This window comes from Amycolatopsis sp. lyj-84 (assembly GCF_046549075.1).
In the GTDB taxonomy this organism is placed as follows: Bacteria; Actinomycetota; Actinomycetes; order Mycobacteriales; family Pseudonocardiaceae; genus Amycolatopsis.
The window spans coordinates 554,895-581,337 of the sequence record NZ_JAJPWO010000002.1 but is presented as its reverse complement, the minus strand read 5'-3'; the positions used below and the strand labels follow the sequence as shown (position 1 = coordinate 581,337).

Annotated in this window: 25 protein-coding genes; 13 read left to right on the top strand and 12 right to left on the bottom strand. The window is 68.8% G+C overall.

From position 1 onward, the window contains the following. Window position 1: 1 nt before the first annotated feature. Genes ACLJRM_RS07765 through ACLJRM_RS07750 form a run of 4 tightly spaced genes read left to right on the top strand, consistent with a single transcriptional unit; the run spans window position 2 to window position 3,194 of the window. Window positions 2–784, top strand: a complete 783-nt coding sequence (locus tag ACLJRM_RS07765; RefSeq protein ID WP_410662648.1) for an ABC transporter substrate-binding protein — start codon at window positions 2–4, stop codon at window positions 782–784. Then, window positions 785–1,543, top strand: coding sequence for an amino acid ABC transporter permease (locus tag ACLJRM_RS07760; RefSeq protein ID WP_101611299.1), 759 nt, complete (start codon window positions 785–787; stop codon window positions 1,541–1,543). Continuing rightward, on the top strand, window positions 1,540–2,280 hold the full coding sequence (locus ACLJRM_RS07755; protein WP_101611298.1) for an amino acid ABC transporter ATP-binding protein: 741 nt from the start codon (window positions 1,540–1,542) through the stop codon (window positions 2,278–2,280). Before ACLJRM_RS07760 ends, ACLJRM_RS07755 begins: the two co-directional genes overlap by 4 nt. A 26-nt stretch (window positions 2,281–2,306) precedes the next feature. Continuing rightward, a complete protein-coding gene (locus ACLJRM_RS07750) occupies window positions 2,307–3,194 on the top strand; it encodes an MOSC domain-containing protein (protein WP_174720480.1) in 888 nt (295 codons plus the stop codon). On the opposite strand, the gene ACLJRM_RS07745 is transcribed toward ACLJRM_RS07750, so the two are convergent. Beyond that, entirely contained in the window at window positions 3,077–3,883 is an 807-nt protein-coding gene (locus ACLJRM_RS07745; protein ID WP_101611297.1) for an S-adenosyl-l-methionine hydroxide adenosyltransferase family protein, read from the bottom strand. The genes ACLJRM_RS07750 and ACLJRM_RS07745 overlap by 118 nt on opposite strands. Window positions 3,884–3,918: 35 nt before the next feature. On the opposite strand from ACLJRM_RS07745, the gene ACLJRM_RS07740 reads away from it, so the two are divergent. From ACLJRM_RS07740 to ACLJRM_RS07725, 4 genes are all read left to right on the top strand, one after another. Continuing rightward, complete coding sequence (locus tag ACLJRM_RS07740; RefSeq protein ID WP_410604819.1) at window positions 3,919–4,800, top strand: phosphoribosylaminoimidazolesuccinocarboxamide synthase; 882 nt, start codon at window positions 3,919–3,921, stop codon at window positions 4,798–4,800. Between the two features lie 63 nt (window positions 4,801–4,863). After that, the gene (locus tag ACLJRM_RS07735; protein ID WP_174720479.1) at window positions 4,864–5,580 is read left to right on the top strand and encodes a DUF2334 domain-containing protein; all 717 of its coding nucleotides are present in this window, start codon (window positions 4,864–4,866) and stop codon (window positions 5,578–5,580) included. Continuing rightward, window positions 5,577–6,323: a TetR/AcrR family transcriptional regulator gene (locus tag ACLJRM_RS07730; RefSeq protein ID WP_101611295.1), complete on the top strand. Its 747-nt coding sequence runs from the start codon at window positions 5,577–5,579 to the stop codon at window positions 6,321–6,323. Before ACLJRM_RS07735 ends, ACLJRM_RS07730 begins: the two co-directional genes overlap by 4 nt. Window positions 6,324–6,402: 79 nt before the next feature. Further along, window positions 6,403–7,560, top strand: coding sequence for a DUF418 domain-containing protein (locus tag ACLJRM_RS07725; protein WP_410662647.1), 1,158 nt, complete (start codon window positions 6,403–6,405; stop codon window positions 7,558–7,560). Here the strand turns inward: ACLJRM_RS07725 and ACLJRM_RS07720 are convergent. Continuing rightward, complete coding sequence (locus tag ACLJRM_RS07720) at window positions 7,550–8,185, bottom strand: MBL fold metallo-hydrolase (RefSeq protein WP_101611293.1); 636 nt, start codon at window positions 8,183–8,185, stop codon at window positions 7,550–7,552. The two genes, ACLJRM_RS07725 and ACLJRM_RS07720, sit on opposite strands and share 11 nt — an antisense overlap. Before the next feature lie 33 nt (window positions 8,186–8,218). Then, window positions 8,219–9,163, bottom strand: coding sequence for a DUF5937 family protein (locus ACLJRM_RS07715; RefSeq protein WP_410662646.1), 945 nt, complete (start codon window positions 9,161–9,163; stop codon window positions 8,219–8,221). A 62-nt stretch (window positions 9,164–9,225) separates the two neighbouring features. Here ACLJRM_RS07715 and ACLJRM_RS07710 point away from each other — a divergent pair, with 62 nt between their 5' ends. Next, window positions 9,226–10,365 (top strand): MFS transporter, encoded by a 1,140-nt coding sequence (locus ACLJRM_RS07710; RefSeq protein WP_410662645.1) that lies wholly within the window; start codon window positions 9,226–9,228, stop codon window positions 10,363–10,365. A 33-nt stretch (window positions 10,366–10,398) separates the two neighbouring features. Continuing rightward, window positions 10,399–11,901, top strand: a complete 1,503-nt coding sequence (locus tag ACLJRM_RS07705) for an aldehyde dehydrogenase family protein (protein ID WP_410662644.1) — start codon at window positions 10,399–10,401, stop codon at window positions 11,899–11,901. A gap of 92 nt (window positions 11,902–11,993) precedes the next feature. Here the strand turns inward: ACLJRM_RS07705 and ACLJRM_RS07700 are convergent, their stop codons facing one another. Together ACLJRM_RS07700 and ACLJRM_RS07695 are read right to left on the bottom strand one after the other, a co-directional pair. Further along, the gene (locus tag ACLJRM_RS07700; RefSeq protein ID WP_410662643.1) at window positions 11,994–13,574 is read right to left on the bottom strand and encodes a GMC family oxidoreductase; all 1,581 of its coding nucleotides are present in this window, start codon (window positions 13,572–13,574) and stop codon (window positions 11,994–11,996) included. A 105-nt stretch (window positions 13,575–13,679) separates the two neighbouring features. Beyond that, window positions 13,680–14,453 (bottom strand): hypothetical protein, encoded by a 774-nt coding sequence (locus ACLJRM_RS07695; protein WP_410662642.1) that lies wholly within the window; start codon window positions 14,451–14,453, stop codon window positions 13,680–13,682. 66 nt (window positions 14,454–14,519) lie between these two features. On the opposite strand from ACLJRM_RS07695, the gene purS reads away from it, so the two are divergent. After that, the gene (gene purS, locus ACLJRM_RS07690; protein ID WP_101611287.1) at window positions 14,520–14,759 is read left to right on the top strand and encodes a phosphoribosylformylglycinamidine synthase subunit PurS; all 240 of its coding nucleotides are present in this window, start codon (window positions 14,520–14,522) and stop codon (window positions 14,757–14,759) included. Continuing rightward, complete coding sequence (gene purQ / locus ACLJRM_RS07685) at window positions 14,756–15,439, top strand: phosphoribosylformylglycinamidine synthase subunit PurQ (RefSeq protein ID WP_101611286.1); 684 nt, start codon at window positions 14,756–14,758, stop codon at window positions 15,437–15,439. The genes purS and purQ overlap by 4 nt, the downstream gene beginning before the upstream one ends. Window positions 15,440–15,584: 145 nt before the next feature. Here the strand turns inward: purQ and ACLJRM_RS07680 are convergent, their stop codons facing one another. Together ACLJRM_RS07680 and ACLJRM_RS07675 are read right to left on the bottom strand one after the other, a co-directional pair. Further along, window positions 15,585–17,312, bottom strand: a complete 1,728-nt coding sequence (locus ACLJRM_RS07680; protein ID WP_101611285.1) for an ABC transporter ATP-binding protein — start codon at window positions 17,310–17,312, stop codon at window positions 15,585–15,587. Between the two features lie 111 nt (window positions 17,313–17,423). Next, window positions 17,424–19,049: an ABC transporter ATP-binding protein gene (locus tag ACLJRM_RS07675; protein ID WP_410662641.1), complete on the bottom strand. Its 1,626-nt coding sequence runs from the start codon at window positions 19,047–19,049 to the stop codon at window positions 17,424–17,426. A 119-nt stretch (window positions 19,050–19,168) separates the two neighbouring features. Between ACLJRM_RS07675 and purL the strand changes: the two genes are divergently transcribed. After that, window positions 19,169–21,454, top strand: a complete 2,286-nt coding sequence (purL, locus tag ACLJRM_RS07670) for a phosphoribosylformylglycinamidine synthase subunit PurL (protein ID WP_410662849.1) — start codon at window positions 19,169–19,171, stop codon at window positions 21,452–21,454. A 74-nt stretch (window positions 21,455–21,528) separates the two neighbouring features. Here the strand turns inward: purL and ACLJRM_RS07665 are convergent, their stop codons facing one another. The 5 genes from ACLJRM_RS07665 to ACLJRM_RS07645 all read right to left on the bottom strand — a co-directional run bounded on the left by ACLJRM_RS07665 (window position 21,529) and on the right by ACLJRM_RS07645 (window position 26,401). Next, on the bottom strand, window positions 21,529–22,374 hold the full coding sequence (locus tag ACLJRM_RS07665) for a hypothetical protein (protein ID WP_410662640.1): 846 nt from the start codon (window positions 22,372–22,374) through the stop codon (window positions 21,529–21,531). Then, window positions 22,371–23,477 (bottom strand): pentapeptide repeat-containing protein, encoded by a 1,107-nt coding sequence (locus ACLJRM_RS07660; RefSeq protein ID WP_101611283.1) that lies wholly within the window; start codon window positions 23,475–23,477, stop codon window positions 22,371–22,373. The genes ACLJRM_RS07665 and ACLJRM_RS07660 overlap by 4 nt, the downstream gene beginning before the upstream one ends. Before the next feature lie 4 nt (window positions 23,478–23,481). After that, window positions 23,482–24,366 (bottom strand): Twin-arginine translocation protein TatA, encoded by an 885-nt coding sequence (locus tag ACLJRM_RS07655; protein WP_410662639.1) that lies wholly within the window; start codon window positions 24,364–24,366, stop codon window positions 23,482–23,484. A 186-nt stretch (window positions 24,367–24,552) separates the two neighbouring features. Beyond that, entirely contained in the window at window positions 24,553–25,398 is an 846-nt protein-coding gene (locus ACLJRM_RS07650) for a lysozyme (RefSeq protein WP_101611281.1), read from the bottom strand. Window positions 25,399–25,585: 187 nt separating this feature from the next. Then, window positions 25,586–26,401 carry a lysozyme gene (locus ACLJRM_RS07645; RefSeq protein WP_174720566.1) on the bottom strand — a complete coding sequence of 272 codons (816 nt, stop codon included), beginning with the start codon at window positions 26,399–26,401 and terminating at the stop codon, window positions 25,586–25,588. Window positions 26,402–26,443: the final 42 nt, after the last annotated feature.

Genomic DNA, 26,443 nt, shown 5'->3' with positions numbered 1-26,443 from the left:
GATGAAGAAGTCACTCGCCGCCGTCGTCAGTGCCGCTCTCTTGGCGGTACTGGCGGCGTGCGGCGGCGGTGAGAGCGCGAGCGGTGACACGCTCCGCGTCGGTACGCTCAGCGACTCGAAACCCAATGCCTATCAGGAAAACGGCGTGTTCACCGGGTTCGACAACGAGTTGCTGAAGGCCATCGCCGCGAACCAGAACCTGAAACTCGAGTTCGTCTCCACCGAGTTCGCGACGCTGCTGAGCCAGGTCGCCACCGGCAGGTTCGACATCGGCAGCTCCGGGATCTCCCAGACCGACGAGCGCCGCAAGACCGTCGACTTCTCCATGCCGTACAACTACCAGTCGCTCGGTATCGAGGCCCGTGAGGGCGCCGGCATCACCGACGAGAAATCCTTGGCGGGCAAGCGGATCGGGGTCGTGCAGGGCACGGTGTCGGACAGCTGGCTGGCGGCCAACGCGCCTGACGCGCAGGCCGTGAGGTTCCCGCAGGACGCGGCGACGCTGGCCGCGCTCAAGACCGGCGCGATCGACGGCGCCATCTTCGACCAGGCGACCGCCGAGGACTACGCGGCGAAGAACCCGGACGCGAAACTCAAGGTGGTCAAGGCGATCACCACGACCATCCCGCACGGTTTCGCGGTCAAGAAGGGCAACGCCGAGCTGGCCGGCAAGATCAACGCCGGGCTCAAGGCGGTCATCGCCGACGGGACCTGGGAAAGGGTGCACCAGCGCTTCGAACCGAACGCGCCGGTGCCCGCGGAATTCAAAGCCGGGAAGCAGTAAGTGGACGACTTCTTCAACACCTTCCTGAAATGGGAGTACATCTGGGAGGTCTTCCCGGACCTCCTCGGCACGGGCCTGCTGAACACGCTGATCCTGTCGGTGTTCTCGGCACTGATCGGCACCGTGCTCGGCATGCTGCTGGCCACGATGGGCCTGTCCAGCAAGGCGTGGCTGCGCTGGCCCGCCCGGGTGTACACCGACATCTTCCGGGGCCTTCCCGCCATCCTGACCATCCTGGTGATCGGGCAGGGCGGTGGGATCCTCATCCCGTCGCTGTCGCGGAATCCCTATCCGCTGGGCATTCTGGCGCTGAGCCTGATCGCGGCCGCGTACATCGGCGAGATCTTCCGCGCCGGTATCCAGAGTGTCGAAAAAGGACAGATGGAGGCCAGCCGCGCGCTGGGCATGAGCTACACCAAGTCGATGGCGCTCGTCATCATCCCGCAGGGGGTGCGGCGGGTACTGCCCGCGCTGGTGAACCAGTTCATCGCGCTGGTCAAGGACTCCAGCCTGGTGTACTTCCTCGGCTTCCTCGCCGAGCAGCGCGACCTGTTCCGCATCGGGCAGGACCTCGCGGCCAACACCGGGAACCTGTCGCCGCTGGTCGCGGCGGGCGTCGTCTACCTGGTGATCACCGTGCCGCTGACGCATCTGGTCAACTACATCGACAAGAAGCTGCGCACCGGCAAGAAGGTCCGCGTCGACGACGACGGCGGCGAGCTGGGACTCCTGAACGCCGGAAAGGTGCCGATGTCATGACGGCCGCAGTACGTTCGTCGAGCGTCGAACTCCGCGACATCCACGTCTCCTTCGGCACCCTCGAAGTGCTCAAGGGCGTCGACCTCAAGGTCGAGAAGGGCCGCACGACCTGCATCATCGGGCCGTCGGGCTCCGGCAAGTCGACCCTGCTGCGCTGCGTGAACCGCCTCCAGGAGCCCGACTCGGGCGACCTCCTGCTGGGCGGCGAGAGCGTCATCTCCGCCGACCCGGACGCGCTGCGCCAGCGGGTCGGGATGGTGTTCCAGCACTTCAACCTGTTCGGCCACCGCAGTGTGCTGGACAACATCACCCTGCCGCTGCGCAGCGTGCGGAAGCTCGGCAAGGAGGAGGCGGCCGAGATCGCGCACGCCCGCCTCGCCGAGGTCGGCCTCGCCGACAAGGCGCCGTACCGGCCGAGCGCGCTTTCGGGCGGGCAGCAGCAGCGGGTCGCGATCGCGCGGGCGCTCGCGATGGAGCCCGAGGTCATGCTGTTCGACGAGGCCACCAGCGCTCTCGACCCGGAGCTGGTCAAGGGGGTCCTCAACCTGATGGCCGGCCTCGCGGAGCGCGGGCTGACGCTGCTCGTGGTCACCCACGAGATGGGCTTCGCGCGCGGCGTCGCCGACGAGGTCGCGTTCATGGACGACGGGAAGATCGTCGAACATGACGCTCCGGAGGCGATCTTCGACGCTCCGCAGAGCGACCGCCTGCAGCGTTTCCTATCCCAGGTGCTCTGACGCGGGCGACTCGCTAATCTGCGGCCATGGCGAGAGTGGCGAAGCTGGTCTATTACCCGGTCAAAGGCTGCGCGGGGACGTCGGTCGAAACGGCCGACGTCACCCCGGCGGGCCTGAGGTTCGATCGTGCCTGGATGGTCGTGTCCCCGGAGGGGGAGTTCCGCAGCCAGCGGAAGCATCCGGTGATGGCCTCGATCCGGGCCGAGGTGCTCGACGACGGCGCCCGCCTGCGGCTCGCCGCTCCCGGTGCCGAAGATCTGCTGGTCGAGGTGATCCCGGACGGGCCGCGGCATCCCGCGGCGACGTTCACCTGGCAGGGCAAGGGCGTCCACCAGGGCGACGAGGCCGCCGAGTGGTTCTCCGACGTCCTCGGTCTGCCGTCGGTGTTCGTCGGGCTCTCGCCGGAGCACGAGCGCGTCACCAACGGCGAGATCGCGGGCACCGCGGCCTTCGCCGACGCGCACGCGATCCTGCTGACCTCCGAGTCCTCTTTGGACGGTCTGAACGAGCGGATCGCGTCCCGGGGCGCCGAGGCCGTGCCGATGGACCGTTTCCGGCCCAACATCGTCGTGGCGGGCTGGCCGGAGCCGCATCGAGAGGACGAAGTCCGCTCGCTCACCATCGGCGGCCTGGAGCTGGGCTACGCCAAGGTCTGCATCCGCTGCACCGTGCCGATGGTCGACCAGGAAACCGGCAAGAAGGCCGGTCCGGAGCCGATCCGTTCGCTCGCCGACTACCGGCGCGAACCCGAGGGCGGCGTCTCGTTCGGCATCAAGATGGCGGTGACCGGACCGGGTCAGCTGGCCGTCGGCGACGAGGTGATCGTGCACTCCTGGGCGGGCCCCAGCCGGAGCACGTCGGCGGCCGAACCGCCGTTCACGGCGACCGCGAGCCGTCCCGCGGAATCGGTGTAGAGCACGTTCCAGCCCGGCGGCACCGTGCCGAAGGTGTCGCCGACCAGTGCCTTCACCAGGACGTGTTCGCTGCTGACCGAGACCGTGCCGGACAGCCCGGACAAGGCGAGATCGGCGGGGCTCGCGGCGAGCTGGACGTTGCCGAAGTGGTCGACCGTGAGCACCTCGGAGACCAGCTTGCCGGGGAACACCGCGACGAACGGATCCGGCAGCCGCACGAGGTTTTCGACGCTGGGGCCGAAACTGCCGGGCGGGACGCCGAGCGCGAGATGCGCCGCCGCGGGGGCGAAGATGTCGCGACCGTGGAACGTCGACGACATCACCGGAAGGCGGTATTCCGGGGCCGTCAATTCGAAGGCGGCTTTCACTCCCCCGAGTGCATCCGCCGCCGGGAGCAGAAGTCCGTTGTCGGGCCCGACGAGGATTCCGCGCTCCGCGACCACCACGACACCGCGCCGCGCGGTGCCGACTCCGGGGTCGACGACGGCGAGGTGCACCGCCTCCGGCAGGAAGGGCGCGGTCTGCGCGAGCACTTCGGCCCCGGTCCTGACCTGCTGCGGAGGCACCTCGTGGGTCACGTCGATCAGCCGGACGGCGGGCGCGATCCGCGCGATCACCCCGTGGCACGCGGCCACGAAACCGTCGCTCAGCCCGTAGTCGGTGGTGAACGAAACGCAGTGGATCGGCATGATCAGCCATCATCCTTGATCGCTAGGGTGCAGCCGTGACGACGCTCGAATACCCGAAGATCGCCGCCGGCAAGGTCCGTGAGCTTTACGCCGTCGATGACGAGCATCTGCTGCTCGTCACTTCGGACCGGATCTCCGCCTACGACGTCATCTTCACCACGCCCATCCCGGACAAGGGTCGGGTGCTCACCGCGATGAGCGTGTTCTGGTTCTCCCAGCTCTCCGATGTCCTCCCCAACCATCTGGTCTCCTACGACGACGAACGCATCCCCGCCGAGGTCCGCGGGCGGGCACTGCTGGTGCGACGGCTGGCGATGCTGCCGTTCGAAGCCGTCGCCCGCGGCTATCTCACCGGCACCGGCCTCGCCGATTATCGCGCGCACGGCACCGTCTGCGGGGTCGAACTCCCGCCCGGTCTGACCGAATCCTCCCGGCTCCCCGAACCCATCTTCACTCCCGCGACCAAGGCCGACCACGGCTCGCACGACGAGAACATCGCCTTCGCCGACGTCGTCGGGCAACTCGGCCGCGAACGGGCCGAGGAAGTCCGCGAGGCGACCCTGGCGGTGTATCGCCGCGGGGCCGAGTTCGCCGCCGAACGCGGCATCCTGCTCGCGGACACGAAACTCGAATTCGGCATCGATCCCGACGGGAACCTCGTGCTCGCCGACGAGGTCCTCACCCCGGACTCGTCCCGCTACTGGACCGCCGGCGGCTGCACACCGGGCCGCCCGCGGCCGTCGTTCGACAAGCAACCGCTGCGCGACTGGCTCACCGGCCCGTTGTCGGGCTGGCACCGCCTCGAGAGACCGGAGCCGCCACCGTTGCCCGACGAGATCGTCGCCGCCACCAGGGCGAGGTACATCGAAGCGTACGAACGCATCACCGGCTGTTCGCTCGACGACTGGCCCGCCTGATTCGCCCGGCTGACCTGCCGCGTTTACTCCGCCGTCAGTCCGGCGCAAGACCGGTCTGGCCCAATGGGCACCGTGGACGCACGTTTGCTGGTTTCCCTGTCCGGCGTGACCACCCGGACGTTGCACCGCTGTGCCGACCTCGCGGCCGAGCTCGACAGGCGCAAGGTCCCGTTGTCCGTGCTCTACGCCGCTCGGACCGGCGAGGGCCCGGTGACCGAGTGGGTACGGACCCGCCGCACCCGCGGCGACTCTGTCCTCCTTCACGGCTACGACCACCAGATCACCCCTACCCATCGCGCTGTCTACCTGGGCAAACGCGCCGAGTTCGCGGCTCTTCCCGCCCACGAGGCGAGGCTGCGGCTGATCGCGGCGAAGGCGGCGCTCGACACCACCGGGATGGCCGTCGACGGATTCGCGCCACCGCGCTGGATCGCGTCGGAGGGCACCGTGCAGGCCCTGCGCGAGCACGGTTTCACCCTGTGCGCGGACCTGGTCTCGGTGCGGGACCTGGTGTCCGGCCGGGTCCAGCGCGCCAGGGTGCAGGAGTTCGGCGGCCCGTCGCACCGGACGGAGACCGTCCGGTGCTTCGCGCTGGTGCTGGCCGCCGCCCGGGCCGCCCGCCGCGGCGGGCTCGTGCGGCTCGGCATCGACGCCGCGGACCTCGCCCGGCCGGGACTGCGGCAGGCGTTCCTCGACGCCGTCGACGTCTCGCTGGAGAACCGCGCGTTCGGCACCACCTACGGCTCGCTCTCGCGAACGCGGGTTAAATTGACGGGATGACCGACGAGGCCGGCCGGAGTGACGCACAGGCGACGCTGATGCGGCTCTGGCGGCGGTCGGAGCGTCCGACGCGCGGCAGGCCGTCGGTGCTCGACATCGACAGTGTGGTGGCGGCCGCGGTGGCCCTCGCCGACCGCGAAGGCGTCTCGAACGTGACGCTGGCGAACGTGGCGAACGACTTGGGCGTCACGAAGATGTCGCTCTATCGCCACATCGGCTCGAAGGCGGAACTGCTGGAGCTGATGGCCGACTTCGCGATCGGTGATCCGCCGTCACCGGTGCCGTCGGGCGGCTGGCGGGCCGGGCTGACCAGGTTGGCCCAGGCCAACCGCGAGGTGCTGATGAGCCACCCGTGGCTCGTCGAACTGCCGCTCTCCGGTCCTCCGGCGGGCCCGAATTCGGTCGCCTGGATGGACGCGATCCTGCGTACGCTGCGCGATACCGGCCTCGACTGGGGTACCAAGGGCGGCGTCCTGGTCCTGATCGGCGGCTATGTCCGCCTCGCGTGCGCGCAGGCCATCCAGCTCGCCGAGGGCCGGAAGGACAGCGGGCTGAGCCAGGCCCAGGCCGAGCAGGCCTACGGCAAGGGGCTCGCCGAACTGATCGACCCGGAGCGTTTCCCCGACGCGGTGGGCTTTCTGACCGCCGGACTCGGCGGGCCCGAGCAGCCCGAGGACTCGGACTTCACTTTCGGTCTCGACGTCGTCCTCGACGGTGTGGCCGCTCTCATCGACGCGAACTGACAAGCCCCGCTTCGTCATTAGTATCTGTCGGACACTATTTAGTGTACGTTGGATACTAATGGGGTTCGAAGGGGGAAACATGGAGTCGTTGCCGACGAGTGAGCGGGTGCTCGCTCCCGATCTGGCCAGGGGTTTCGCGCTCCTGCTGGTCGCGCTGGCGCATACCGCGAGCATCTTTCTGGGGAACTCACCGGGAGCCGATCAGACACCGGAAGGGCTGGAACGGCCGTACTTCGTGGTGCTGTTCGTGTTCGTGCACGCGTGCGCGCTGCCGTTGTTCGGCATGATGCTCGGCTACGGGCTGGTGCAGTTCGCCGACCGGCAGCAGGCTTTGGGGCAGTCGTGGACGCGGACGCGTGGCGTCCTGCTGCGGCGGCACGCGTGGCTGCTGGCCTTCGGTGCCGTCGACGGGGTGCTGTTCTTCTCCGGTGACGTGCTCGGCGCGTACGGGCTCATCGGCGTGGTGTTCGTCCTGCTGCTCTTGCGACGCGGTAAAGGGTTCTATCGAATTCCGGCGCTGTACCTGGGTTTCGCCGGCTGCTACCTCGCCGTGCTGATGTATCTGGTGCTCACCGGGAACTCCGGGAACGCGCCGGTCCCGTCACCGGAAGACGTGTCGTCCCTGGCACCGACCTATGGCGATGCCTTGCGTGCGCGCCTCACGGAATGGCCTGCCATCACGGCGATCCTGCTGCCTTCGATCCTCTTCGTCTGGGTCGGCGCGTGGGCCGCGAAGAAGCGGATTCTGGAGGAGCCGAATCGGAACCTTCTCCTCGTCGGCGTGTTCGGCGGATTCGGCGTCGCGATCGCGGCCGGGCTGCCGATGGGCCTCTTCGCCGGTGACTACCTGCAGCTCGACGCCGAGACCGCCGGATTCGCCAAAATGCTGTACGAGGGAGGCGGTCTGTTCGGCGCCGTCGGCTACATCAGCCTGTTCGGCCTCATCGGCATGGCGGTCGACAAGAAGCGAGGCGTGGTCGTGACCGCGATCTCCGCCCTCGGCCAGCGCACGCTGAGCGCTTACCTGTTCCAGTCGGTGGCGTGGCTGATCCTGGCGCCCCCGTTCATGCTGGGTCTGGGCGGCCAGACGAGTGACCCGACGTTCGTGGCGGCCGCCTGCGGTCTGGGCGTGTGGCTGCTGTCGGTCGTCGTCGCGTACCTGATGCACCGCAAGGGTTACCGGGGCCCGGCGGAGATCCTGGTGCGGAAGCTCGCTTACCGGCGCGCTAAAGCTTGACCGGCTCCCCGACGTCGAGGACCTTGACCTCGGTGCCTTCCGGGGCGAGGTTGGCGAACAGGCCGTAGTGCATCTGCGGCCGCGCCAGGACGGCTTCGTGGATCGGCACCGCGAGACGCGGGGAGACCGCGCGCAGGTAGTCGACCGCTTCGCCCGCCTTGAGCCAGGGCGCGCCGGTCGGCAGGCCGAGGACGTCGATCTTCTGCTCGGGCACGAAGAACGAGTCGCCCGGGTGGTAGAAGGCGCCGTGGTCGACGATGTAGCCGACGTTCGGGATCGCCGGGATGTCCTCGTGGATCACCGCGTGCTCACCACCGACGACGTTGACGCCGCTGGAGCCGATACCGAAGGCGTCCCCGGGATTCGCGATCTGGAACTCGGCGCCGAGCTTCCGCACGGCGTCGGCCGAGCCGGGGTCGACGATCAGTTGCGCGCCGGGGTTCGCCTCCAGCAGCGCGGGCAGCCTCTCCGCGTCGAGGTGGTCGAAATGCTGGTGGGTGATCAGGATGGCGTCCAGCTCACGTTCGCCTTCGAAACCCACCGAGAAGGTGCCTGGGTCGATCAGGATCCGCGCGCCCTCGGTCTCCAGAAGGGTGCAAGCGTGTCCAAAGTGGACAATACGCATCGGTGTTCTCCTTCGCGGTAGGTCATTTCCAGCCTATGCCCGGAGGAGGGCGTCGCCAAGTTCGGTGCGCAGATAGCGGACTTCGCGCCCGCGCCGCCGCGTGTCCAGCAGGCCGGCCGCGCGCATCGCGGTCAAGTGCTGTGAGACCGTCGGCGCGGAGAAGTCCAGCCTTCGCGCCAGCTCGGTGGTGCTCGCGGGCTCGTTGAGCGTCGTGAGCAGCGCGGCCTTGGTGCGGCCGAGCACCCCGGCCAGCGCACCGGACGGGCGGCCGGGCTCCGACCAGAGTTCGGCGACACCGCGCGCCGGGTAGAGCAGCGACGGCTGCCACGGTTCCATCGTGATCACCCCGACCGACGGCCAGGCGAAGACGCCGGGGATCAGCAGGAGCCCCCGCCGGTCGAGGGGGAAGCGGCTGCGTTCCTTCATCTCGATCACCAGGACGTCGTCGACGAGCCGCACGCGCGGGTGGATGTCGTCCAGCACCAGCGCGACGCCGCCCGCGGCCAGCCGTCTCGAGCGTTCCTCGATGTCGGCGACGAGGAACCGGCGCATCCGCGGCCAGTGCGGTTCGACCAGTTCGGTCCAGGCGATCTCCATCTGGGCGGCCAGCAGATCCCTGGCCTCGGCCGGGTCGTCGGGGAGCCCGCTCAGGTCGGCGTCCACTTTGGACAGTTCGCGCGCGACCTGCTCCGGCGGCGTGCGGCGGATTTCGGCGAGCTGGGCCGACGCGGTGGTCTCCGGCCCGCTCGGCGGCGGGCTGAGGAAGTCGGTGATGTAGTGCCGCGCGCTCATCACCTTGGCGAAGTCGTCGATGGGCAGGTCCGGCAGTTTCGCGGCGGCCTCGCGCAGCCACGGCAGGTGACTCGGATGCCCGCGCCGTCCGAGCAGGGTCTGCATCGCGCCCATGGTCTCGTCGAGCGGGGAGATGCCGAAGCGGACGCGGTTGGCGCTCTCGGCGGTCAGGACCAGCTCGATCATCTGATTAGGCTATGCCCTAATCAATGGTTCTCGCCAGGCCGCGTCCGGCAGGGTCTCCTGCTATGACCTTGCTCCGCAACTCCGGGTATTGGCGCTGGTCGGCGGGGGTGCAGCTGAACCGGCTGCCCGCCACGATGGCGCCGCTGGCCTTCACCGTGCTGACCACCGCGACGACCGGCTCGTACCGGCTCGGCGGGATCATGATGGCCGTCTTCGTCGCCGCCGAAATGGCAGGCGCCGTGCCGACCGGGCGGCTGCTCGACCGCGTCGGACCCGCGCGGGGTCTCGTCGTGATGCTGTCGCTGGTCGCCGCGGGACTGTTCCTGCTGGCCGCGGTCGCGTCCGCGGGCGCCCCGGACCTGGTGCTGCTCGCGCTGGCGATCCCGCCGGGCCTGGTCGCGGGCGGGCTGAACGGCGGCTTCCGGACGCTGCTCGCCGGAACGGTGACCGAGGAGGAACTGCCTCGCGCCGTTTCGATCGACGCGATGATCCTCGAAGGCGTCATCGTCGGAGGGCCGCTGCTGGTGGCGCTCCTGGCGACGTCCGGTCCGGCCGTCCCGGTGCTCGCGATGGCCGTCGTCGCGCTGCTCGCGGCCCTGTTCGTGCCACGGCGAACCGTCTCCCGTGATCCACAAAGGACGGTCGAGCACCAGGCGATCCCGATCGCCGCCTGTGTGCCCTGGCTGATGGGGCTGTTCACCGTCGGACTGCTGCTGTCGACCATCGAAGTCGGCCTGCTGCCGCTCGTCCAGCGCCTCGGCGCCCCCGATTCGACGACGGCGGTCGTCATCATCGTGCTGTGCGTCGCCAGCATCACCGGGAGCGCGCTCTACGCGGCGCGGGGGAAGGCCGGTGATCCTCGGCTGTTCCTGGCGGGCTTCGTGCTCGGCGGGATCGTGGTTTCGGCGGGCTTCGGATGGGCCGTGCTGCTCGGCGGGGTCGCGCTGATCGGGCTCTGCACTGGCCCGCTGATGGCCGTTTCGTCGGTCAACCTGCAGAAACTCCTGCCGGAACGACGGCGGGCGGAGGGCTTCTCGCTGGCTTTCACCGTGCAGGCTTCGGGGTTCGGGCTGGGTTCGCTGGCGATCGGGGTGCTGCCGGTGTGGCTGTGCCCGCTGCTCGGTGTCCTCGCGGCCCTTGTCTCCTGTGGAATGCTGGTGGCACACCCCAGAGCTATTGGCACGCCGTCAGTAACGTCGTAGCCTGGGCTTTGAGCCGAGACACGGGAGAAGTCGATGACCGCAGTCCAGCCGAAGCCGACCGCGCACAGCGTGGGGGAGACCTTCGATTCCCTCAGCCCGGCGACCGACGAGGTCGTCGGCACCTACCCGGTGCACAGCAGGGAGGACGTCCGCGCCGCCGTCGCCCGCGCGAGGGACGCCGCCGAGTGGTGGGCCGGGCTCGGTTACGACGGGCGCGCGGAGCGGCTGCGCCGCTGGAAGGGCGTCATCACCCGGCGGCTGCCGCAGCTGTGCCAGGTCGTGCGCGACGAAACCGGCAAGCCGCTCGCCGACGCGCAGCTGGAGAGCGTCCTCGCCATCGAGCACATCGCGTGGGCGGGCAAGAACGCGCGCAAGATCCTCGGCAAGCAGCGCCGCGCGGCCGGGCTGATGATGTCGAACCAGGCGGCGACGGTCGAGTACCAGCCGCTCGGTGTCGTGGGCGTGATCGGCCCCTGGAACTACCCCGTCTTCACCCCGCTCGGCTCCATCGCGTACGCCCTCGCCGCCGGCAACACCGTCGTCTTCAAGCCGAGCGAGTACACGCCGGGCGTCGGGAAATGGCTGGTCGACGCCTTCGCCGAGGTCGTCCCGGAGTGGCCGGTGCTGCAGCTGATCACCGGCTTCGGCGAGACCGGCGCGTCGCTCGTCGGCACAGGAGTGGACAAGATCGCCTTCACCGGCTCGACCGGCACGGGCAAGAAGATCATGGCTGCGGCCGCCGAGACCCTGACTCCGGTGATCATCGAGGCCGGCGGCAAGGACGCCGTCCTGGTCGACGCGGACGCCGACCTCGAAGCCGCCGCCGACGCGACCGTCTGGGGCGCGTTCTCCAACTCGGGCCAGACCTGCATCGGCGTCGAGCGCGTGTACGTCCACGAGCGCGTGCACGACGAGTTCGTCGCGAAGGTCGTCGAGAAGGCGAAGGACGTGCGGGCCGGTTCGGACGAGGCCGCGCAGTACGGCCCGGTGACGATGCCTTCGCAGCTCGCGGTGATCAAGCGCCACATCGCGGACGCCATCGAACGCGGCGGCAAGGCGCTGGTCGGCGGCGTCGACGCGGTCGGAGACCGCTACGTGCAGCCGACAGTGCTCGTCGACGTGCCGGAAGACTCCTCGGCGGTCCAAGAGGAGACGTTCGGCCCGACCGTCACCATCGCCAAGGTCCGCGACATGGACGAGGCCGTCGAGAAGGCCAACGACACGAAGTACGGCCTCGGTTCGACGGTGTTCTCGAAGTCGCGCGGCCTCGAACTGGCCGCCCGCCTGCGCACCGGCATGACGTCGATCAACGCGCCGCTTTCCTTCGCCGGTATCGCTTCGCTGCCTTTCGGTGGCGTCGGCGACTCGGGCTTCGGCCGGATCCACGGCCCGGAAGGCCTGCGCGAGTTCGCCAGGCCGAAGGCCGTCGCGCGGCAGCGGTTCACCGCGCCGATCGTGCTGACCTCGTTCTCCCGCAAGGAAAAGACCGACGCCCTGGTGGCGAAGCTGATCACCGTCCTGCACGGGAAGCGCTGAGTCAACCCCCGCGTGTAATGAACGGGACTTTCATTGCAAATTTTGCAATGAAAGTCCCGTTCATTACACGGCCGGGAGCGTGAAAGGGACGGTCACCCGCCGCGGATGAGGTCCGCCGCCTTCTCCGCGACCATGATCGTCGGCGCGTTCGTGTTCCCGCGCGGCACCACGGGCATCACCGACGCGTCCACCACGCGAAGCCCGTCCACCCCGCGCACCTTCAGCGAAGGGTCGACGACGGCGTTCTCGCCCGTCCCCATCGAGCAGGTCCCCACCGGGTGATAGAGCGTCTGCGTCTTCTCGCGCACGTAGTCGGCCAGTTCGGTGTCGCTCAGGTCGTGGCGCTCCGGCAGGAACGGCTTGTCCAGGTAACGCGCCAGCGGACCGGACTTCCCGATCTCCACCAGGGCCCGCATCCCGGCCAGCATCTTCTCCATGTCCACGGATTCGGCGTAGTAGGCCGGGTCGATTTCGGGCTTCCACAACGGATTCGACGACTTCAGCCGCAGGCGGCCCCGGCTCGCGACGTCGACCAGGGTCGCCGCCGACGTGAAGCCCGGCACCGTCGGCTCGCGCATCCCGTTGTCGTAGAACAACGTCGGCGCGACGTGGATCTGCATGTCCGGCGGCGAAGCGCCGTCCGCGGCGGGGAAGAACGCGCCCGCTTCGCCGATGTTCGAGGTCAGCGGGCCGCGTTTGGTGAGCTGGTAGCGCACCAGGCCGCCCGGCGTCGCCGCGTCCACCAGATCGGTGGTGCCGCGGGTCGACCAGATGATCCCGCAGGCCGGGTGGTCGTGCAGGTTCTCGCCGACGCCGGGAAGGGCGGCCACGACGTCGATCCCGTGCTCCCGCAGATGTTCCGCCGGGCCGACGCCGGACAGCATCAGCAGCTGCGGCGAGTTCACCGCGCCGCCGCTGAGCAGGACCTCGGCGGACGCGCGCACCGTGGTCTCCACGCCTTTGTCCAAATAGGACACGCCGACCGCGCGCGTGCCCTCGAAGACGATGCGGGTCGCCTGCGCGTGGGTTCGCACAGTGAGGTTCGGGCGGGTCAAAGCGGGCCGCAGGTACGCGTCGGCCGTCGACCAGCGGCGGCCCTTCTTGCACGTCACCTGGTAGACGCCGGCGCCCTCCTGCGACTCGCCGTTGAAGTCGTCAGTGCGTTTGAGACCCCACGCGACCGCGGAATCCACCCAGGCGTGGGAAAGCTCGTGGGTGAAGCGGCGGTCCTCGACGTTCAGTGGCCCATCGGTGCCGTGCAGCGGCCCGCCGAGCCGCTGGTTCCCCTCCGCCCGTTTGAAGTACGGCAGGACGTCGTCGAAACCCCAGCCCTCGGCGCCGTGCCCGTCACGCCAGCCGTCGTAGTCCGCGCGGTTGCCGCGGATGTAGATCATCGCGTTGATCGACGAGCAGCCGCCGAGCGTCTTCCCTCGCGGCCAGTACAGGGTCTTGCCGGTGTGCTTCTGCTCGACCGTCTCGTAGTTCCAGTCCCACTTCGTCTTGAACAGGCCGGGGAACGCGGCGGGGATGTGGATCTCGTCGGCGTCGTCCTCGCCGCCCGCCTCGAGCAGGAGCACCCGTGCTGACGGATCCTCGCTCAGCCGGTTCGCCAGCACGCATCCCGCGCTGCCCGCGCCGACGATGACGTAGTCGAAGGAGTCCTGATCGGCCACGGTGCCTCCTGCTGCTGCTCACCCGGTGTTGGCGCCCCGCCAATGGGCTCATCTTGGCCCAGCGCCGCGCTCCGAGCATCCCCCAGTCGAAGGATTGAGGCGCGCTCAGTCGGAGTCGGGTGAAAAAGAGGTCACGCAGGGGCCGCCTTCGGCGCCGTCCTCGGTCTCGATCCGCCCCGGGCCCTGGACACCGTCGATGAGACCGGAGAGGTGCAGGATCGTCTGCTCGGCGGTGGTCAGCACGTCGGCCTTGTCGACGGTGTAGCTCGCCTCGCCGTGGATGACCTGCTGAACGCCGTCGCGGGTGGTGTCGGGCACCTTGTCGCACAGCACGGACAACGCGGACGGGATGTCACGGGCGTTGATCGCGTCGACGAACTTGGTCCCCGCCTCCTCCCCGGTCTTGACGTCGGGGCGCGGCGACGGCCGCGTTTCGATGCCCGGCAGGGGCTCGGGCTCGCCACCGACCTTGGCGTCGCGCACGCACCAGCCGCCTTCGCCGGGGATCATCGCGATCCCGACGGCCAGGCCGGCGGAGGTGAACGCGGCCGAGTACTCCTGTGCCGCACGCTGGTGCGCGGGCGTGCTGAGCTGTGCGCCCGCGGCGGTGGCCATGGCCTGCTCGAAGGCGTAAGACCGCTTCGACCGGATAGCGCACCAGAGCTGGCTGACCCGATCTTCGTTGACGCCGTTCACGAACGACTGGCTCAGCTGCTCCGGCGTCGCGCGTGACGTGGTGTCGGCCTTCGACTTGAAGAACCCCGGCGTCACGAAGCCGGTGAACGCGACACCTCCCGCGATCAGGACGAAGACCAGCACGAGGGTGATCCAGAGCCAGGTCTTCGGCTTCTTCGGCGGCGCGTACTGCCCGTAGGTCATGCGGCAACCGTAGTGAAGTAGGCTCGGGCGGTACCCACGACCTGCGTGAATAAGGAGCAGCCTGCCGTGGCCCGAGTCGTCGTCGACGTCATGCCCAAGCCCGAAATCCTCGACCCGCAGGGGCAGGCCGCGCTCGGCGCGTCCGGTCGTCTCGGCTTCACGGGGATCGTTGAGATCCGCCAGGGCAAGCACTTCGAGATCGAGGTCGACGACTCCGTCGACGATGCGACACTCGAAAAGATCGCCGAAGGTTTCCTCGCGAACCCCGTCATCGAGCAGTGGACCATCAAGCGGGTCGACGCGTGAGCGCGCGGATCGGGGTCATCACCTTCCCGGGCACGCTCGACGACGGTGACGCGGCCCGCGCGGTCCGCTACGCCGACGCCGAAGCCGTCCCGCTGTGGCACGCCGACGAGGACCTCAAGGGGGTCGACGCGGTCGTCATCCCGGGTGGCTTCTCCTACGGCGACTACCTGCGCGCCGGCGTCATCGCGCGGTTCGCGCCGGTGATGTCGTCGGTGATCGAGGCCGCCCACCAGGGCATGCCGGTGCTGGGCATCTGCAACGGCTTCCAGATCCTGTGCGAGGCCGGGCTGCTGCCGGGCGCGATGATCCGCAACGCGGGCCTGCACTTCATCTGCCGTGACCAGTGGCTGCGGGTCGAGAACAACGACACCGCGTGGACCACCCGGTACGACAAAGACGCCGAGATCCTCATCCCGATGAAGAACATCGACGGCTGCTTCGTCGCCGAGCAGGCCACCCTCGACGAGCTGGAGGGCGAAGGCCGCGTCGTGTTCCGCTACGCCGGCGGCAACCCGAACGGCTCGCGCAACGACATCGCCGGGATCCGCAGCGAGAACGGCCGTGTGGTCGGTCTCATGCCGCACCCGGAGCACGCCATCGACGCTCTCACCGGGCCCTCCGATGACGGCCTCGGCATGTTCTACAGCGCCGTGGATGCCCTGTCTTTGATCGCGCGCTGACGTAAACGCGCCGAAGGGCGGCGCGCGATGTGAAGTCTCCGTCGGGCGCGGGGCGCCCTTGGGGAGACACCGTTTCCGCCTGAGCGCGTGCTATGAAAGTCCCCTTCATTGCAAAATTTGCAATGAAGGGGACTTTCATAGCACTTCAGGAGGCAGCGGCCACCAGAGCCGCGTAAGGCCCATCCGCCGCCAAAAGCTCCGAGTGCGAACCCAGCTCGGTCACCTTGCCGCCCTCGATGACGGCGACCCGGTCCGCCGCGGCCGCGGTGTGCAGCCGGTGCGCGATCGCGATCACCGTGCGCCCCTCGAGCACCGCGCTCAGCGACCGCTCCAGTTCCCGCGCCGAACCCGTGTCCAGCAGCGACGTCGCCTCGTCCAGCACCAGGGTGTGCGGGTCGGCCAGGACCACCCGCGCCAGCGCCAGCTGCTGCGCCATCGCCGCCGGGACGGCGACCGCCCCGGCCCCGACCTTCGTGTCCAGCCCGTCCGGCAGCCCGGCCACCCACTCCGACGCGCCGACCGAGGCCAGTGCGGCCAGCAGCCGCTCGTCGGACCAGTCACCGGCGGGCAGCGTGAGGTTGTCCCGCAGCGTTCCCGCGAACACGTGGTGCTCCTGGGTCAGCAGCAGGACCTCACCGCGCAGGACGTCGTCCGGCAGCGTCGACACCTCGGCCCCGCCGATCCGCACCGAACCCGACGTCGGCGCCGACATCCCGGCCAGCAGCCGTCCCAGCGTCGACTTGCCCGCACCCGACGGCCCGACGATCGCCAGCCGTTCACCGGCGGGCACCCGCAGGTCGATCCCGTGCAGTACCTCGCGGTCCGCGTTGTAGCCGAAGCGCACGTCGCGGACCTCGATGTCCTGACCGCGCGGAGCTTCCGAAACCGAAGCCGCCGAGGAAGACGGCCGCACCCCCAGCAGCCGTCGCAGCGAGGCACCGGCGACCTGCATGTCCGCGAGCCAGAACAGCGCTTCGTTCAGCGGACCCGTCATGACCTGCGAATACAGCAGCATCGCGGTGATCGTGCCGAGCCCTTCCCAGCCGTTCGAGTAGGCGAGCAGGCCCAGCCCGAGCATCACCGGCACCGGCAGCACGTAGCTGATCTCCAGCGACGGGATCCACCACATCTGCAGCGCCCGGATCTTGCGCTCGCCCAGCATCGCCTCGTCGAGACCGTCGTGCCCGCTCTTCACCCGGCGGCCGGTCAGGTTCAGCGCCTCGGCCGTCCGCGCGCCCTCCGCGGTCTCGTGCGTGGTCGACTGCAGCTCGGACCAGCGGTCCAGCATCCGCCGCATCACGTCCGGCACCCGTCGCTGGTACCAGATGTTCACCGGCACCAGCAGCGGCAGCGCGATCAGCAGGCCCAGCGCCAGGAACGGCGACGTGATCACCATCGCCACCACCGTGAACACCACCGTGACCGCGGCGATCAGGATCTCCGGCGCGCCGAACCGCACCGCGTGGTCGATGCGGCTGACGTCAGTGGTCGCCCGGCTGAGCAGGTCACCGGTACCCGCCGCTTCGACCGTGCCCAGCGGCAGGTTCAGTGCGTTCCCGACGAACTCCTCGCGGTTGCGTGCCAGGATCCGCTCGCCGAACACTCGCGCGCGCAGCCGCGCGAGGCCCTTGAACCACGCCTGCGCGCCCAGTACGACCACGAACGCGACCGCGAGCCAGGTGATCGTGGTGGTCGTCGTGCCTTCGACGACCTCGTCCACGAGCGAGCCCAGCAGTTGCGGCCCGGCCAGCCCGATCGCGGTCGCGACGCAGAACAGGCCGAGCATCACGGAGAACTCGCGCTTGTTGTCCCGCGCGGTCTCCTTTATCCAGCGTCGGACGTCTTTCTTGTCTGCCAGCGGCAGCTTCTTCATGCTGTCATTTCCTTACCCCCGAGGTGGTCGTCGCGAATCCGCAGGAGGGCCTTCGGCCCGCCAACGGATTCGCGAGGCCTTCGGCCAAAGGCGGGCGCGGCAACTCCGTCTTCAGGCCACCACTTTCGTACTCACGACCACATCGGCCACATGCGTCCACAATGGACTCTGACTGAACACGACGGTGGTCTTGCCGCGCCGCAGCTTCGCGACGCGTTCGGTTATGCGAGCTTCGGTATGCGCGTCGACGGCCGAAGTCGGCTCGTCGAGCAGCAGGACGTCGGCGTCGGTCGCCAGCGCGCGGGCCAGGTTCAGCCGTTGCCGCTGACCACCGGAAACCTCGCGTCCGCGTTCGCCGATGACCTCGTCGACGCCGTTGGGCAGCGCCTCCACGATGTCGTCGGCGTCCGCCGCGTACAGCGCTTCGGTGATCTCGACGTCGCCAGGCTCCGCGGGGGCGACCTGCTCGCGCAGCACCCCGGAGAACCAGATGTCCTGGTTGTGGGCGTAGACCACCCGACGCCGCAGTTCGCCGAGGGCGACCTGATCCACCGGGACCCCGCCGACCAGGGCAGGTTCACTCGGATCGGTGAACCGCGCCATCCGCGAAGCCACCGCCTCGGCATCGGCGCCGACGTCGATCACGGTCAGCTTCCCGGCCTCGGCCTTGATCCCGGACGTCCCGTCGTACAGGTCCAGCAGGCCTTCCGGCAGCGGGACCGGCGCCGCCGGTTCGGCGAGCGTGCGTTCGGTGGTCAGCAGTTTGCACACCTTGCGCGCCGAAACCAGCGCGGCGCTCAGCACGCCCGCGAACTCGGTCGCCGTCGTCACCGGGATCACCAGGAACACCGAGACGCCGTAGAACGTGATCAGTTCGCCGACGCCGATGCTGCCGTTGATCGCCAGCTGCGCGCCCAGCCAGGTGATGACCACCGTGACCAGCCCTGGCAGCGCGACCTCCGCCGCCGAAAGCCACGCCTCGCTGCGGCCGACCTGGACACCGGCCGCCCGGACCCGCTGACTGGAGCGGCGGAAGCGGTCGAGGAACTGCTTCTCACCGCCGACGCCGCGAAGGATCCGCAGGCCGGAGACGATGTCCGCGGCCAGCGCGTTGACGTCGGTCTTCTCCTCGCGCTGTTTCGTCTGGCGCTTCTCCAGCGGCTTCAGCAGCGGGCCGATGCCCACCACCGCCAGCGGCACGCCGACCAGCGCGACCAGCCCGAGCAGCGGGGACGTCGTCAGCAGCGCCGTCGCGCACACGATGAACGCGATCAGCGAACCGAAGGCCCGGCCGAGTACCTCGAAGGAGTCGCCGATCGGGTTGATGTCGCTGGTGGTGATCGCGACCACGTCACCGGTGGTGGTCGTGTCCCGCAGGTTCACGCCCAGCTTCGCCGCGTGTTCGGTGGCGAGCCGCTGGGTGACCCCGGCGCCGTGGATCCAGCAGCCGTAGGACGCGAAGTGCTGCACCGTGCCCGCGAGTGTCTGCGCGATCCCGAGCCCGGCGGCCGCGAGCCCCCACTGCCAGACGTCGGCCGAGTCACCGCGGCCGATCGCGTCGATGCCCCGGCCGATCGCGACCGGCAGCAGCGCGATCGGCAGCGACCAGAGCGCACCGCTGATCGCCGAGACGGCGAGCAGTCCCGGGCGCGCGAGCATCATCCTGACGAGGTACCGCCAGGCCGTCGGCTTGGCGGGCAGGCGTAGTCGCGGAAGGGGGTATGTGGCGGAAAGCACGATTATCGACGGTAAGCGGATCACCACCATCGGCGCGACCGATTTATGCGTGGGCGACCGCAAGGTGAACAACCCTCTCCCTTATTCTGGCGGCCGTGGCGAACCCTGATGTGGACACCGTGACCAGCACCGACGTCGACACCACCGCACGCGCCGAGGCAACTCCGGAGCAGACCCAGCCGTACGTCGAGCTCGGCCTCGCCGAAGACGAGTACGCCCGGATCCGGGAGATCCTCGGCCGCCGTCCGACCGACGCCGAACTGGCGATGTACTCGGTGATGTGGAGCGAGCACTGCTCGTACAAGTCCTCGAAGAAGCACCTGCGCTACTTCGGTGAGACGGCCACTCCCGAGATGAAGGAGAAGATGCTCGCCGGCATCGGCGAGAACGCCGGCGTCGTCGACATCGGCGAGGGCTGGGCGGTCACCTTCAAGGTCGAGAGCCACAACCACCCGTCCTACGTGGAGCCCTACCAGGGTGCCGCGACCGGCGTCGGCGGCATCGTGCGCGACATCATGGCGATGGGCGCGCGCCCGCTGGCCGTGGCCGACGCGCTGCGGTTCGGCCCGGCCGACGCGCCCGACACGCGCCGAGTGCTGCCCGGTGTGGTCGCCGGCGTCGGCGGCTACGGCAACTGCCTCGGCCTGCCGAACATCGGCGGCGAGCTCGTGTTCGACCCGAGCTACTCCGGCAACCCGCTGGTCAACGCCCTGTGCGTCGGCGCGATGCGCGTCGAGGACCTGCACCTTGCCTTCGCCTCCGGCAAGGGCAACAAGATCATCCTGTTCGGCGCGCGCACCGGCCTCGACGGCATCGGCGGCGTGTCCGTGCTGGCGAGTGACACGTTCTCCGGCGACGAATCCTCGGGCGGCCGCAAGAAGCTGCCCAGCGTCCAGGTCGGCGACCCGTTCACCGAGAAGGTGCTCATCGAGTGCTGTCTCGAACTGTTCGCGCAGAAGCTCGTTGTCGGCATCCAGGACCTCGGCGGCGCCGGGCTCTCCTGCGCGACCTCGGAGCTGGCGGCCGCCGGTGACGGCGGCATGCACATCTACCTCGACCGGGTTCCCTTGCGCGCCACCGGGATGACCCCGGCGGAGGTGCTGTCCAGCGAGTCGCAGGAGCGCATGTGCGCGGTCGTCTCGCCGGAGAACGTCGAGGCGTTCATGAAGGTCTGCGAGAAGTGGGACGTCATCGCCACCGACATCGGCGAGGTCACCGACGGCGAGCACCTGGTCATCACCTGGGACGACGAGATCGTCGTCGACGTCCCGGCGCACACCGTGGCGCACCAGGGCCCGGTGTACGACCGCCCGATCCAGCGTCCGTCCACACAGGACGCCCTGCAGGCCGACACCTCGGCGAAGCTGCCGCGTCCGTCCACTCCGGACGAACTGCGCGCCGACATCCTCAAGCTGATCTCGTCGCCGAACCAGGCCTCGAAGGAATGGGTGACCTCCCAGTACGACCGCTACGTGCGCGGTAACACCGTGTCCGCGCAGCCGTCGGACTCCGGCGTCATCCGGATCGACGAGTCGACCGGCCGCGGCGTCGCCGTCTCGACCGACTGCAACAGCAAGTTCGTCTTCCTCGACCCGTACGAGGGCGCGAAGCTCGCGCTGGCCGAGGCGTACCGCAACGTCGCCACCAGCGGCGCGAAGCCGGTCGCGGTGTCGGACTGCCTGAACTTCGGCGCGCCGACCGACCCGGGCGTGATGTGGCAGTTCGAACGGGCCGTGCACGGGCTGGCCGACGGCTGTGTCGAGCTCGGCATCCCGGTCACCGGTGGCAACGTCAGCTTCTTCAACCAGACCGGTGACGTGGCCATCCTGCCGACGCCGGTGGTCGGCGTGCTCGGTGTGATCGACGACGTCACCCGCCGCATCCCGACCGGCATCGGCGCCGAGGCCGGGGAAACCCTGCTGCTGCTGGGCGAGACCCACGACGAGCTGGACGGTTCCGCGTGGGCGCGCGAACTGCACGGCCACCTCGGCGGACTTCCGCCTCGCGTGGATCTGGCGCGCGAGAAGCTGCTCGCCGACATCCTCATCGCCGGTTCCCGCGACGGCATGATCTCCGCCGCGCACGACGTCTCCGACGGCGGCCTGATCCAGACGCTCGTCGAGACCGTCCTCATCGGACAGTGCGGCGCCCGCGTCTTCCTCGATTCGGAGCAGGACCCGTTCGTGCAGCTGTTCTCCGAGTCCGCGGGCCGGGTGCTGGTCGCCGTGCCGCGCACCGAGGAACTGCGGTTCACCGAGATGCTGACCGCGCGCGGCCTGCCGTGGCGCAAGACCGGTGTGGTGGACCCGGAGTCGGGCTCGCTCGAACTCCAGGACATCACCGAGTTCACCCTGGACGAGCTTCGGGAGACCTGGGAGAAGACCCTCCCGGCGCTCTTCAACTGAGCTGAAGGGGCCTTTCCCCGCATAGGACGCGGCGAAGGACGCTTTCCTCCCATCACATGAGGGGAAAGCGTCCTTCAGCTTTCTCTAGGCAGAACCGACCCGGTCGCGAGTTTCGCGCCCTCCAGCGACGGCGGCTCCACAAAAGTAGCTTCACTAAAGTCGACAGGCGCCGAGACGACCGTGTCGACCAGCGACACCTTCCGCTCGAAGCTCGAGCGGGTGAGCACGAACTCGCCGTGGATCGTCGCGTTCTCCAGCAGGAACTTCCCGGAGAGCTGGGTGTCGGTGAGGTCGAGATACGTCAGCACCTCGCAGCGATCCGCGCCGAACCAGCCGACCCGCCTGCCGAGCAGTCCCAGCTTGTCGAGCCGGGCGTCGCTGAGATTGAGCGAAAGCGTCGGCCCGGTGGTCCCGGTGTGGGGAAGGATGTCGCGGATCAGCCGTTCGGCCGCGCGCCGGACCAGCCGCTCACGTTCGGCCTCAGCCTTTTTTTCCTTGTCCCACTCGGTGTCACTCGGGAACTTCGGATGGTCGAACGGCCGCCGCAGGTAGGCGCACAACACGTCGAGCACGGTCTGCCGGTACTCCGGCCGCGTTCTGGCCAGGCCCGCGAGCGAATGCATCGCCCCGACCCGGACCTGGTCGGCGTCGTTGCCCAGCAGTTCGATCGACTTGGCGAAGCGCTCGTCGGAGATCCGGCTGCGCTCGATCTCGTGCCGGTCCTCCTCGGTACGCCGCCGCCGGTCGTTGAGCCAGAGCCCGTAGAGCGCGGCGATCGCCCCGCCCGCCAGCGCACCGGTCTTGAGCGCGTCCCCGCGGCTCGTCGCGCGATCCATGAGCAGCCAGGCGGTGACCCCGACCAGCACGGCGACCGAAGACAGCAACGTCCACAACAGCGGTGACCTGAGCAGACGTTTCATGAGTCCTTCACCGTCAGCCGGGCACGGCCGTCAGGCAGGGTCTCGACGGTCCAGCCCGCCGGGAGTTCGTGGTCCCTCGCCGGTTCCACCGTCGTGTTGTACAGCGACACCGTGCCGGGCGGCTCGCGGAAACTCAGGTCGCTGTAGCCCTCGAACCGCGCGCGGCGCAGATCCAGCGTCTCCTTGAACTCGGCTCCGGCGAAGACGGCGTCCTTCGCGAAGACGCTGTCCTTGAAGGAAGCCTCACCCGCGAACACCGTGCCGCGGAACTCGACGTCTTCGCTGAACTGCACTCCGCTGAACCACGCCCGCTGCTCGAACCGGGCTTTGTCGCAGCGGAAGAAGCCGATCAGCTTCTTCTTGGCCGTCCCCGCTCCGGTCAGGTACACCGGCCCGAGGAACACGCAGCCGGACAGGTTGGTGCTGCTGTACAAACCCGCGTAGCGCAGCAGGAGCTTGCCGATCTTCCGTTCCGAAAGGTCGAAGTACTCCAGCACCGCCCCGGTCAGGTCGAGGTCGTATCCCGGGGTGCCCTCGGAATCCGCGGCCGGGAGCAGCTCCCCGATGAGTCGCTGGGCGGTCTGCCGGACCTGGAGTTCCTGGGCCTGCTCCACGCTTCCTTCTTGGGGAGGCGTGTTCCCTTGCCGCTTCGCCGTTTCGTACCGCGGATGCTCGAACGGCCGCCGCAGGTACGAGCACAGGATGTCCAGCACGGTCTGCTTGTAGATCGCCCGCCCGCGGGCCAGCCCGGCCAGTGCGTGCAGGGCCCCCACCCGTACCTGGTCGGCGTCGTGCCCGAGCAGTTCGACGGCCTTCGCGAACCGTTCGTCGGAGATCCGGTCCCGGTCCTGGTCGGCCCGCCGTAGTTCGAGCTCTTGCCGCTGCCGCTCGATCTCCTGCCGTCGCTCCTCGACCCGGCGCCGCCGGTCGTTGAGCCACAAGGCGTAGAGCGCGACGATGGCGCCACCGGCGATGCCGCCGGTCTTCAGCGCCTCGCTGCGGCTGGTCGCCGGATCGGTCAGCAACCAGCCGCCGACGGCGAGCAGCAGTACGAGGGAGACGACGAACGTCCAGAGCAACGGGGAGCGGAGCAACCGCTTCATTCGCTCAGAATACGAAGAAGTTGCGGACACAGAAGGACTTGTCCGGGTTGTCGTCCGAAGAGATCCCCGACCCGCTCACCTTCTTGCCCTTGACCGTGCCCTCGATGTCACCGGTGATGAAACCGTCGCCGATACCCGCGGTCGAGGTGACCTCCAGCTGCGACGGCGCCGGGGCCATGATGTCGATCGAGTCGCCCATGGTCGCCTTCATGTCCGCGCAGACCAGCGACAGCGCGCCCGCCTTGTCCCCGGCGCTCACCTTGGCCAGGAAGTCCTTGAGGTTCTGGACGCCCTTCGGGTTGCCTTCGGAACCCGTGCCCCCGCTTTCGGTGCTCTTCGGGCTGCTCTTGGGCGCGCTCGACTTCGGGCTGCTCTTCGGCGCGGAAGTCGGCGCCTTGCTCGACGACGAAGCGGGCGGCGGCGCGGCCGTGTTGTTGCCGTCGTCCTTGCTGAGCAGGAAGCCCGGTGCGAGGAAACCGGTGACACCGAAGGCGATCAGCACGACCAGGCCGATCACGATCCCGATGATCAGCCCGGTCTTGCTCTTCGACGGCGGCGCGGGCGGGCCGCCGTAACCCTGCGGGTAGCCCGGGTTGTTCGGGTCCCAGCCCTGCTGCTGCGCGTTCGGGTCCCAGCCTTGCTGGGGCTGCTGATACTGCTGCGTCTGGTCCCAGCCCTGTTGAGGCTGCTGCTGCGCGTTCGGGTCCCAACCCTGCTGAGGCTGCTGCTGGTACTGCTGGGTCTGGTCCCAGCCCTGCTGCTGCCCGTACTGCTGAGGCTGACCGTACTGCTGCGTCTGGTCCCAGCCACCCGGCTGCGGAGGCCCGCCGGGCTGCTGTCCCTGGGGATCCTGGCCGTAGGGCTGGCCTGGCTGGGGTGGGTAGGTCATCGGTCACGCCTTCCGTGCTGGGGCCTGAGGCTGGAGATCAGACGGCCGGCGGTCGGCGCTGGTTCCGGATCCGCCCGTGCCAGGGGTTTCTGCTCGGAAAGGTACCTCGCGCGAGAAAGCGGCTCCCGGCCCGCTCGTCCTTCGGGACGAGCGGGCCGGGAGCCGGTTGTTCACGAAATGCGCAGCTCAGCCGTTGGCCAGTGCCTGCAAGCGGTCGTAGGCGCCGTTGAAGGTGTTCTGGTCGAGCGGGCTCGAGGTGTACTGCCACACGGTGTAGAAGCCCCAGCCGTTGGGAAGGGCACCGACGGTGGACGCGTATCGCGCGACCCACAGCGGGACCGTGCCACCGAAGTTCTGCGACGTGCCGACACAGGTGTTCCACCAGCTCGTCGAGGTGTAGATGACGGGCCAGCGGCCGGTGCGCTGCTGGTAGCGGTCGTGGAACGCCCGGATCCATGCCCCCATGGACGCCTGGCTCAGGCCGTAACAGGTGGCGCCGTACGGGTTGTACTCCATGTCCAGCGCGCCCGGCAGCGTCTTGCCGTCCTTGGACCAGCCCCCGCCGTTGTTGACGAAGAAGTCGGCCTGCGCCGCGCCGCCGGAGACGTTGGGCAGGGCGAAGTGGTACGCGCCGCGGATGAAGCCCTGGCCGTAGGAACCGTTGTACTGCTGGGCGAAGTACGGGTTCTTGTAGCTCGTGCCCTCGGTGGCCTTCGTCCACACGAAGCGCTTGCCCTGACCCCACCAGTAGGCCCAGTCGACGTTCTGCTGGTAGCTGGCGACGTCCATCCCCGCGACGGTCGCGAGCACGCCGGCTTCAGGCTGCGGCCGGGCCGCCTTCTCCTTGGATTCCGGGGTGGAGGTGTCGCCCTCGACCCGCCGGATCTGCGATCCGATCGTGTGGTCGTTCTGCACGAGATCCTGTTCGATCGACATGATCTCCGGGGACGGGGCGGCCGACGCCTGGACCGTGCTGCTGAGCAGGAGCAGCGCGGAACCGACGGCGATGGTGACTCTTCGGGAAGTGCGCATACGACAATCCCTTCACGGATAACCCTCGCTGAGGACGACTAACTGCAGGTAGCCGTCCGGGCACGATTGTTGACGACGAGTGCCGGGTTTGTCACTAACTTCCGTGAAATTGGTGCTATGCGTGGGTGATTTTCATTTCCATCTGGACGGTGTTCTGTGATCTTGTAACACCCGGTCGGGTGAGAGTTCAGCCGATCGACATCGCGCGTACGCGATCTTCCGTGCCGTTGAACCAGTTCTGATCGCCGGGCAGGCTGCCCTTGTTCGAGAACTGCCAAATGGTGTGGGTCTTCCAGCTGGCGGGCAGCTCGCCGATCTCCGTGTTGTAGCGCGCGATCCACAGCGGGTTCTGCCAGAACACGTTGCTGTTCCCGGTGCAGCGCTTCCACCAGCTCGTCGACGTGTAGATCGCCGGATGCCGTCCGGTCCGCCAGAGATAGGTCTCGGCGAACGACGCCATCCACGCGACCATTTGCGCCGGCGTCCTGCCGTAACAGGTTTCGCCGTACGGGTTGTACTCGACGTCGAGCGCGCCCGGCAGCGTCTTGCCGTCCTTGGACCAGCCGCCGCCGTGGTCGACGAAGTAATGCGCCTGCGCGGCGCCGTCCGAGATGTCGGGACGCGCGAAGTGGTACGCGCCGCGGATCATGCCGACACCGTAAGAACCGTTGTACTGCTGGGGAAACCGGGGATTGACGAATCCGGTGCCCTCGGTCGCCTTCACGTAGACGAACTTCGCGCCGGTTCTGGCCGCGCCGGGCCAGTCGACTTCACCCTGGTGTCCGCTGACGTCATGACCGAGCGTCTGCGCTTCGCCGCCGTACAGCGGCCCTACCGACACATTGACGCCTTCGTGCAGCGCGATCTGTGAACCGGCGTAGTGCTCCTCGGCCCCGTCGTATCTGGGCCCCGCTTCCCGTGCGATGGCGGGGGTCTGTGCGAGCAGCAAGACCCCCGCCGCGAGGACGGCCCCCCAGCCTTTTGAACACACTCTGCGACTCATCACGTCGCCACGATCCCCCGGGACAAGGGAATCAGCGACTCG

Bases quoted from the DNA above. Each gene is read 5' to 3' on its own strand.
- ACLJRM_RS07765 (WP_410662648.1), top strand. From the start codon at position 2: ATGAAGAAGTCACTCGCCGCCGTCGTCAGTGCCGCTCTCTTGGCGGTA.
- ACLJRM_RS07755 (WP_101611298.1), top strand. From the start codon at position 1,540: ATGACGGCCGCAGTACGTTCGTCGAGCGTCGAACTCCGCGACATCCAC.
- ACLJRM_RS07750 (WP_174720480.1), top strand. From the start codon at position 2,307: ATGGCGAGAGTGGCGAAGCTGGTCTATTACCCGGTCAAAGGCTGCGCG.
- ACLJRM_RS07745 (WP_101611297.1), bottom strand. From the start codon at position 3,883: ATGCCGATCCACTGCGTTTCGTTCACCACCGACTACGGGCTGAGCGAC.
- ACLJRM_RS07735 (WP_174720479.1), top strand. From the start codon at position 4,864: ATGGGCACCGTGGACGCACGTTTGCTGGTTTCCCTGTCCGGCGTGACC.
- ACLJRM_RS07730 (WP_101611295.1), top strand. From the start codon at position 5,577: ATGACCGACGAGGCCGGCCGGAGTGACGCACAGGCGACGCTGATGCGG.
- ACLJRM_RS07725 (WP_410662647.1), top strand. From the start codon at position 6,403: ATGGAGTCGTTGCCGACGAGTGAGCGGGTGCTCGCTCCCGATCTGGCC.
- ACLJRM_RS07720 (WP_101611293.1), bottom strand. From the start codon at position 8,185: ATGCGTATTGTCCACTTTGGACACGCTTGCACCCTTCTGGAGACCGAG.
- ACLJRM_RS07715 (WP_410662646.1), bottom strand. From the start codon at position 9,163: ATGATCGAGCTGGTCCTGACCGCCGAGAGCGCCAACCGCGTCCGCTTC.
- ACLJRM_RS07710 (WP_410662645.1), top strand. From the start codon at position 9,226: ATGACCTTGCTCCGCAACTCCGGGTATTGGCGCTGGTCGGCGGGGGTG.
- ACLJRM_RS07705 (WP_410662644.1), top strand. From the start codon at position 10,399: ATGACCGCAGTCCAGCCGAAGCCGACCGCGCACAGCGTGGGGGAGACC.
- ACLJRM_RS07695 (WP_410662642.1), bottom strand. From the start codon at position 14,453: ATGACCTACGGGCAGTACGCGCCGCCGAAGAAGCCGAAGACCTGGCTC.
- ACLJRM_RS07680 (WP_101611285.1), bottom strand. From the start codon at position 17,312: ATGAAGAAGCTGCCGCTGGCAGACAAGAAAGACGTCCGACGCTGGATA.
- ACLJRM_RS07665 (WP_410662640.1), bottom strand. From the start codon at position 22,374: ATGAAACGTCTGCTCAGGTCACCGCTGTTGTGGACGTTGCTGTCTTCG.
- ACLJRM_RS07660 (WP_101611283.1), bottom strand. From the start codon at position 23,477: ATGAAGCGGTTGCTCCGCTCCCCGTTGCTCTGGACGTTCGTCGTCTCC.
- ACLJRM_RS07655 (WP_410662639.1), bottom strand. From the start codon at position 24,366: ATGACCTACCCACCCCAGCCAGGCCAGCCCTACGGCCAGGATCCCCAG.
- ACLJRM_RS07650 (WP_101611281.1), bottom strand. From the start codon at position 25,398: ATGCGCACTTCCCGAAGAGTCACCATCGCCGTCGGTTCCGCGCTGCTC.
- ACLJRM_RS07645 (WP_174720566.1), bottom strand. From the start codon at position 26,401: ATGAGTCGCAGAGTGTGTTCAAAAGGCTGGGGGGCCGTCCTCGCGGCG.